7 protein-coding genes and 1 pseudogene are annotated in these 8,097 nt (G+C 60.6%); 1 reads left to right on the plus strand and 7 read right to left on the minus strand.

From position 1 onward, the window contains the following. Position 1 precedes the first annotated feature (1 nt). The 6 genes from C5F75_RS26495 to C5F75_RS26520 all read right to left on the minus strand — a co-directional run bounded on the left by C5F75_RS26495 (position 2) and on the right by C5F75_RS26520 (position 6,412). A complete protein-coding gene (locus C5F75_RS26495; RefSeq protein WP_104012937.1) occupies positions 2-1,210 on the minus strand; it encodes a pyridoxal-dependent decarboxylase, exosortase A system-associated in 1,209 nt (402 codons plus the stop codon). Beyond that, positions 1,207-2,826 carry an acyl-CoA ligase (AMP-forming), exosortase A system-associated gene (locus C5F75_RS26500; RefSeq protein ID WP_104012938.1) on the minus strand — a complete coding sequence of 540 codons (1,620 nt, stop codon included), beginning with the start codon at positions 2,824-2,826 and terminating at the stop codon, positions 1,207-1,209. Before C5F75_RS26500 ends, C5F75_RS26495 begins: the two co-directional genes overlap by 4 nt. Positions 2,827-2,876: 50 nt before the next feature. Beyond that, positions 2,877-3,824, minus strand: coding sequence for a 3-oxoacyl-[acyl-carrier-protein] synthase III C-terminal domain-containing protein (locus C5F75_RS26505; protein ID WP_104012939.1), 948 nt, complete (start codon positions 3,822-3,824; stop codon positions 2,877-2,879). After that, positions 3,821-4,720, minus strand: coding sequence for a 3-oxoacyl-[acyl-carrier-protein] synthase III C-terminal domain-containing protein (locus C5F75_RS26510; protein WP_258048598.1), 900 nt, complete (start codon positions 4,718-4,720; stop codon positions 3,821-3,823). The genes C5F75_RS26505 and C5F75_RS26510 overlap by 4 nt, the downstream gene beginning before the upstream one ends. A gap of 121 nt (positions 4,721-4,841) precedes the next feature. After that, positions 4,842-5,120, minus strand: coding sequence for an acyl carrier protein (locus C5F75_RS26515; RefSeq protein WP_104012941.1), 279 nt, complete (start codon positions 5,118-5,120; stop codon positions 4,842-4,844). A 32-nt stretch (positions 5,121-5,152) separates the two neighbouring features. Continuing rightward, positions 5,153-6,412 (minus strand): acyl-CoA dehydrogenase family protein, encoded by a 1,260-nt coding sequence (locus C5F75_RS26520; protein ID WP_104012942.1) that lies wholly within the window; start codon positions 6,410-6,412, stop codon positions 5,153-5,155. A gap of 231 nt (positions 6,413-6,643) precedes the next feature. Here C5F75_RS26520 and C5F75_RS26525 point away from each other — a divergent pair, with 231 nt between their 5' ends. Continuing rightward, positions 6,644-7,477, plus strand: coding sequence for a FadR/GntR family transcriptional regulator (locus C5F75_RS26525; protein WP_104012943.1), 834 nt, complete (start codon positions 6,644-6,646; stop codon positions 7,475-7,477). A 211-nt stretch (positions 7,478-7,688) separates the two neighbouring features. Here C5F75_RS26525 and C5F75_RS26530 read toward each other — a convergent pair. Next, positions 7,689-8,018, minus strand: a pseudogene (locus tag C5F75_RS26530) (amidase family protein); the annotation flags it as partial. Between the last annotated feature and the right edge of the window lie 79 nt (positions 8,019-8,097).

Here is an 8,097-nt window from a genome sequence, read left to right on the forward strand (position 1 = left end):
ATCAGACGAGCATCTCGATCGCATTCGGGTGGCCGAGAAAGTCTCCAGGGCTAGCCGAGCGCCCATACGCGCCCGATTGGAAGACGACCACAAGGTCCCCAATGCATGCCTCGGGAAGCAGCGCGTCATCGGCGATCCGGTCAAGCGGCGTGCACAGGCATCCGACGATGTGGCAACGCTCCGTAGGGGCTTGCGTCTGGCGATTCCCGATCGCGACCGGAAAATTGCGGCGCAGGATCTGCCCGAAGTTCCCGGATGCAGCCAGGTGATGGTGCAGGCCGCCATCGGTAATCAGGAACGTTCGTTCTCTGGATACCTTGCGATCGATGATGCGGCACACGTAGATGCCGGCTTCCCCGACCAAATATCGTCCAAGCTCCAGGACCGTGCGTGTGTCCGGCAAACGACCGCGAAATACGCCGAGCCAATCGTGCATGGCATCGGCGACCGCAGCGAGGTCAAGTGGTGTTTCCCCCGCGAAATAGGGGATGCCGAAACCGCCTCCGAAGTTCACGTATTGCGGAGCGGACGACCGGCCAGCGGCCAATCTCACGACGAGATCTGCGCTTTTCCGTTGAGCCTCGATGACGGTCGGGGCGTGCAGACACTGGGATCCCCAAAAAATGTGAAAACCGGCCAACGTCACTTCTCTAGCATCGAGCTCGCGCAGTAGCTCGGGCACCTGCTCCGCATCGAGCCCAAAATGGGTGGCCCCGCCACCCATGCGCATGCCGCTGTGATCGACGTGAAAGTCCGGGTTGACTCGAATGGCGACCTTCGGCTGCACACCGAGCTCCCAGCCGAGTGCTGTCACGAGGTGCAACTGGGTGACCGATTCGAGGTGAATGTTGACACCGCTTGCGACGGCGCGACGCAAGTCGTCGCGGCTCTTGCCTGGGCCGGCGAAGCCGATCAGTTCTGCGGGCATGCCCGCATTGAGCGCAAGTGCCATCTCGTTGGCCGATGCCACGTCGAACCCGTCCATCTGTGGCGCGAGGTGATGGACGACCGCGGCCATCGGGTTGGCCTTGATCGAGTAATGTAAATCGATACCAGCTGGCAGCGTATCGCGCAGCGTGCATACTCGCTCGTCGAGCGTTGCCCGATCATAGGCGAAGAACGGTGTGCGCCCTGCGCGATCGGCCAGACGACTGATCTCGACGCCGCCGACGGTGAGGACGCCGTCGCGCTCGCCAAACAGTCCGTTCATGATTGCCTCACTTCGGCGGTGGCGTCAGGGCTCGAGAAGGCGGCGCGCAATGCGGCCCGATCGAATTTCCCGTTGGGGTTGCGTGGAACCGTCTCGCGAACCACGATGCGATGCGGCACCATGTAGCGCGGCAGATGCTCCACACACCAGACCTGAAGCATTTGAGCATCGAAGCCCGTGGCGGCCGGCACGACTAACAAGACGACGGCTTCTCCGAGTTCATCGTCAGCGATGCCGAAGGCAACCGCTTCCGTGACAAGGCCACTGTCATGAACGACTTCTTCGATCTCTTCAGGGCTAATGCGATAACCGGAGCTCTTGATTTGCGCGTCGTTGCGCGCGACGAAGTACAGGAATCCTTCCGCATCTCTCCGTACCAGATCACCTGACCAGACCGCACGATCTCGTGGTGCGCCGCCCGGTTTCAGTTCGGGCGAAGGTCGATAGCGCTGGGCTGTGCGCGTCGCGTCGTTCCAGTATCCGAGCGTGACGCAGGCTCCGATATGGACCAGTTCTCCGGTTTCGTCGGGTCCACAAGGCGAGCCGTCATCGCGCACGACCAGAATCCGGGCGTTAGGGACGGCTTTTCCGATTGAATCGGGGCGGTGGTCCACCTCTGAGGGATCGAGAAAAGTTGAGCGAAATGCCTCGGTCAGGCCATACATCAAATAGGGTTTGGCCTGCGGAAACAATGCCCGGAGTTGCTGCAAGACAGGCGCCGGAAGCCTGCCGCCGGTGTTCGCGAAGTAGCGCAATGTCCGGCGTGCCGTTTCGGGCCAAGCCGCACGGACCAGTTGCATCCATAAGGGCGGCACGCCCGTGATTGCTGTAATACGTTCGCTCGCGCAGGCATCGATCACGTCTTGCGGCGCAAGATAGTTGATGAGCACGGCAGTGGCCCCCGTAGCCCAGGTGGATGTGAGCTGACTCAGGCCAGCATCGAAACTGAGCGGCAGGGCGGCGAGGATTCGATCGGATGAGGTGTGGTTCAGATAATGGGCAACGCTCCAAGCACCCTCGAGCAGGTTGCGGTGGCTTAGCATCACCCCTTTGGGCAGTCCGGTCGAGCCTGATGTGTACAGGATGGCGGCTAGATCAGTGTCGACATTGGCCCATGGCGGTGAGTGCAGTGGCTTTTCACTATCGCGTTCCGTGCGATTACCGCTTGCGGACTCGGGCCAGCTTTGAACGTGGGTTGTTGTTCGGAGATGTCGGCTCGATGAGCCAGCATCGTCCACGATGATTGTGTTGGAAACGCCGGTAAGGCCATGTTCGTCAAGGACCCGCGCGCGCAGCGCGCTGGTAATCAGGCAATCGGCACCGGAGTCGAGCAGGATGTGAGCGACCTGTTGGGGTTTGAGGAGCGGATTGATCGGAACGAACACGCATTGCGCGGCAGCCGCACCAAGCATCGACACGACGGTTTCGACACGTTTGTCGAGATAGATCGCAATGCGCGCGCCGGCCGTGAATCCAAGCGCGTAGAGCGCATTGCCCATGCCTCGCGCGCGTTGAACCAGGTCCTGATAGGTCACTCGGGTGGAACCGCAGATGAGAGCTTCCGCGTCTGGGGTGCGGTTTGCAACTGTTTGCACGAGGTCGAGGACGTTTCTCATGATGGTATCCGGATCGAATGTCGAGCGTTGAAAGGAAATCGTTTAGGTGATCAGTGGCGGACCACCATGGCACCGAAGCAGCCAGCGAGACCACACGAAAACAGCAGCGACCAACCATCCGGCTCCCGGTTCGAACAGGTCTGGAAGTTAATGAAGGGATCGGCGCCAAAGACGTGGCCGACTGGCGCGAAGTTCACCGTGAAAAGCCGCTCATGAGGGATGGCTAGCATTGCCATCAGCCTGGACCAGCCCGGCAGATTGGCGTGATGAGGCAGTACATGCGTGATCTCGCGTGTCGTAATGCCTGCTTGTTGGATGGCGGCCCGCATGGTCGTGAATGCAGACCAGTAGTACCGATCGTCGGGAACCGGCTGCAGATCCTCGTCGGTGCCACGGTAGGATCGTCCGTCTGTGTACACGTGCAGGCCTGCAATAGCGTTTCGATGACCGTCTCGTTCGAGTAATAGCGCACAGGCACCGTCGCTATGGAGGGCAAGATCCTGGATGGCTCGCAGTCGGTCGCAGTGGGATCCGATCACATCGGCGCAGACCACGATCGCGCGCCGGATGGACGGCCGCCGCATGGCGAGCGCCTGCAATACACGGATCGCGGCCATTGGCGAGACGCAGTGCTGCTGCGTGACTGAAAATGCCAGCGCACGGTTCAGATCTGTTTGGGACTGAATCTGTTGGGCGGTACTTGCTGGTGGTGCGATAACGCTGGTCTGAATCGTGTGCGTGTATACCAACGCATCGATCGTTTCAGGCGCCGTTCTGGTATCGCGCAGCAGGGACGATATGGCGTCGACGGCAAGCGTCACGGGGGATTCGCCGGCCGCGTCGTGGAACTGCGTTACGCCGTTTTCGATCAGTGCGCGCGCGCGTGCCGACGGCTGACCACAGCGCTGGGCCCAGCGATGCGCATCCACAGTTCGATCCGGCAGACTGAATGCGATGCCAGACAGCGCAAGGGAGCTATTCTCTTGCGACGCAATCATGATCCACCTCCACAAAATTCAAGGAGAGCGCAACCGGCTTGTCCCTGGAAGCCGGCGGACCAAACGAGGGCATGTTGCCCATCGTTAGGGCTGATCGACCGCAGCAGCGCGTCGAGCCGTGCAGGCGTGTCGGCAGCGCAGAAATGGCCGGACGCGTCCATACGTATGTGGCAGACCCGTTCGGGCCGCAGTCCGCAACGTGTATTGGTTTCGTGAGCCAGTCGAGTGTCGATTGGCGCCGGAAGTACCCAGTCGACATTGGCAGGTTGCACACCTGCGCTTGCGCACGTCTCGCAAATGACGTCCGTGAGCGTCGATAGGTAGACGGGTTCGCGCTCACTTGCGAGAGGTGGGATTCCGGGCGTCCGTACGGTGAGCCCACTCACGCACCATCCGGGTCCGGGGTGTCTCGCGATTAGTACGGCAGCGGCCCCGTCGCCCATGTCGATCAGTGCATCGATCCGACGTGAGAACGGCCGGCGCCAGCGTTCAGCGGCGACGATCACGACGGTATTCAGTCGGATGTCAGCGGCCATCATCGCCACGGCAATATCCAACGCCATCAGGAACGACACGCCTTGAAGCTGGCCGACCGCCAGCGGTGCTCGGCTTGATCCAAGTTCGCTGTGGAGACGGCAGGCACACGACAATGCCAGATCATGCTCGAAGCTCGTTGTGCATACGATGATTTGATCGGGGGTGGACGCGTCGATATGAGACGACGAATCAAGCAGCGTTCGCACTGTGGCAAGTGCCATGTCGGACAATATCTGGTCGGGCTCCACAGCGACCCGGTTATCAGTAGTTCGTGATGCTTGCGGCAACGGAATGCCGGCCACGCCGAATGGGGCACCACTGTCGCGCCACCGCAGCGTATCGGCATACACTGCTTGCATCACGTCCTCTCGTGCGGACCCACCCGAAACCATGAATGGTTCGATACGTGCATCGGCCGGGACATCGTGCTGCGGCATATATCGTGCCGTGGCGACAATGCGTGGTTCGGCGCCAGTGATGTCAGTCGAAGGACGCATGGGATTCGACGAACGAGACGAGATTACCGAAGCGCAGGAATAGATCGGCGGATAGATCTTCGGGGGCCAGCGTGAAGCCAAAGCGCTGTTCGAGTTGAAGCAGTAAGTCCGTCATATTCATCGAATCCACGCCGACATCGAAGAGGTTGGTGTCGTCGACGATGAGATCGGTGCTCAGGGTGCTGCCAAGTACCGATAGCAAGCAAGCTTTCACTGTCTCCGACACGCTGGTGGAGCTGGGGGAAACGGGATGGGTTGCCATGAACGATCTCCAGTGCGAAATTTCGGACGGTTTCAGGATGGGTGCGCTTCTGTAGAGCGGGGCGATGCGGGAGAGGTGGCCTCCCAGGGAAGAGATGCCGAGCGCAGTGCGGAGCGAGCAATCATGAGCCGCTGCAGGTCTCCGGTGCCTTCCATGATGTCGAAGGCTTTTGCATCGCGATAGCTTTGCTCAAGCGACGGAAAGGCCGCGATACCGTCGAGGCCGGCGAGATCGATCGCCGCTCGGGTGATGCGGGCGGCTACCTGAGACGCGTACGCCTTGGCCATCGACGCATCCACCGAAGTGGCCGTTCCTTGATCGGTTTTCCACGCCGCATGTCGGCAGAGCAACTGGGCTGTAGAGATTTGTCGATCGATATCGAGCAGCGCCTCGTTCACATCGGCAGTGCGCTGGCGTTGATTCACAGGATGTCCGCCTGCTTCGAAGTAGGCCTCGAGATCGTCGCGTACTCGTCGACATGCGCCGATCATGATCGCGGAAAGTAGCGGGCGGAAGTAGTCCCATGCGTGTTGTGCGCCTGAAAACGCGTCGTCGAGGGGCTTTTCGTCACCGCGTCTGAGAAGCGCGTCGTCAGGGACTTCGCAATCGGTGTAAGAGAGAACCGCAAGCTGACTCGCGCGCAGGCCGACCATTTTCTCGATGCGAACGACAGAGAAGCCCGGGATATTGCAATCGACGTGGAACGCTCGAACGCCGAAACGACCAGCGTGCCGATTGATGGTGGCGAACGTGATCACGTCGTCCGCGCGTGCGCCGTTGGTGATGAAGCACTTGGTACCGTTCAGCACCCAGCCGCGTGCCGTCTTGCGAGCGGTGGTCCGCATCGCGGTTGCATCTGAGCCGCAGTCGGGCTCCGTAATGGCAAAGGCACCCCAGCGCGGTGTATCACTGCGAAATCGTTTGAAGAAGAGGGTCTGTTGCTCACTGCTGCCGAGTGCGAGGACGGGCGGCATTGCGAGGCCAGGGCCGGGCAGAGCGAGTGCTAGCGCCGCGTCGGCGTACCCGAGATACTCCATCAGTGTTGTGCGCGACATCAGTGATTGCACGTCCATGCAGCCGCCGTATGCGGCTGGAACGAGATTCAAGTTCAGCGCCGGTACGTCCGAGGGTGCAAACGCTGCATCTGGAATCTGCCGTGTCCGATCGGCTTCGGGGCCGTGCAAACGCATGCGTGCCGCAAGCTGATCCAGTTCCAGCCCGTCGGCCGAGAGGTTGGCCCGGATTGTCGCAAGCGGGGATTGCACCTGAGACGACTTCACCGACTGTGACATGACGGATTTCTCCTGATGGCAACCTATATCGAGTGACTGACATGCAGGGAAGTGATGGGTATTCGGCGCATGGCATTCGGATTGCAGCGTAGGTCTTGGGCACTATCCCGGCTACTCCCAACTTTGGGAGGGAGGCTTGCATGGAGCCGGAAAACTGGCCGTGTCGGGCGCGGATGCCGGATAATGGCGCCGGGATACAGCAGTGAATGGCCAACGACGGACGTGACCGATATGGCAGGGCGAAAACCGACAACCGAAAAGAAGATGCCGCCGGCGCAGCCGGATAAACGAGGCTCGCGCGCGATCAAGCGAGGCGACCAAGTGGCCGAGCAGATCAAGCGTTGGATTAACGACGGGCAGGCGCGACCGGGGAAACGCTTGAACAAGGAGGCTGAGCTTCAGCAGATGTTCAACGTTAGCCGCGGCTCGATGCGCGATGCGCTCAAGGCGCTGGAGATACAAGGGCTCGTGAGCCTGAGTACTGGGCCGGATGGCGGGGCGACGATTACGCGCGTGCCACTGGCCCGAGCATTCCAGTCGTTGCAGAACTATCTGTTTTTCGAGAGCGTCACGCTCGAGGACATTTATGCGGTGCGCCGCACGCTGGAACCCATGGTGGCTGCGGGCGCGGTTCCCCATCTGAGCGACGCGGACTTCGATGCGCTCGAGCGCAGTGTGTCCGTCTGCGAGCCGTTCGAGGCACGTCACGCTGAGGCGCTCGACCAGCGCCATGAGGATATCCATTTCCACGATGTACTGGCTGCTGCGCATCCGAATGCGTTTCTGCGCAGCCTGTGCCAGATCATCAACCAGATGCTACACACGCTCGTGATCGTGGCGGGAAACGTGACGCAGCAGGACTATCAGGCATTTGGACGGCACACGGTTGCCGCGCACCGCGCGATACTGGACGCCGCGCGACGCCGGGATGCCGACGCAGTCGCGCAACTCATGACGGCGCACATGGACGAAGCGCATTCGCAGCTGCGCACAGTGCACGCTGCGCTGCAGCAGAAGCTGGTACTGGATTCCGAATTGGATCTTAGCGAACGCGACGAGTCGTGATCTGCGATCAATTTTGACGCTCGCTGCGATCACCGGTTCGCGGACACGGAGACGACATCATCGGACCGCCTGGACCTACATAGTGTGCTGTCGACTCGATGAATTCGGATGCGCGCGGACGTTGCCGCTGGTTCCGCCGGTCATTGTCACCCGCATGACGCCTCAGCTACGTGTGCTGCGAACGAGGTGTAATTCGCTTGGTCGTCTCAGGTCATTTGCACCTCACCCCGGCGGCAGAAGCCGACAGCGCGCGCGTCATCTCCGCAAATGGTGCTCTTCCCAATGCGTGCTCGAGCACATGGCTGACCCAAAGGACCAACGCATCGCAGTGACGGCCTCCCACGATCTGTACGCCAATGGGCAGTTGGTCATCCGTTAAGCCTGCGTAGAGACTCGCCGCCGGTAAGCCGAGTTGATTACACCATGCAGTGAAATGTGGAAACAGCTCATTGCTCGACGCTACCTCGGCGAGCGGCATGGCGACACGCGGATACACAGGGCAGATCAGGATATCGTGTTGCTCGAAAAAAACATTGACCGCGGCACCTAGTGTCCTGTTCCGTTGTTAACTGGTCTATCTTCACGTAGCATGTTGACGTCAACGGAACGGGAGACGTCAG

The organism is Burkholderia anthinoferrum, from assembly GCF_002925705.1.
Taxonomy (GTDB): Bacteria; Pseudomonadota; Gammaproteobacteria; order Burkholderiales; family Burkholderiaceae; genus Burkholderia; species Burkholderia semiarida.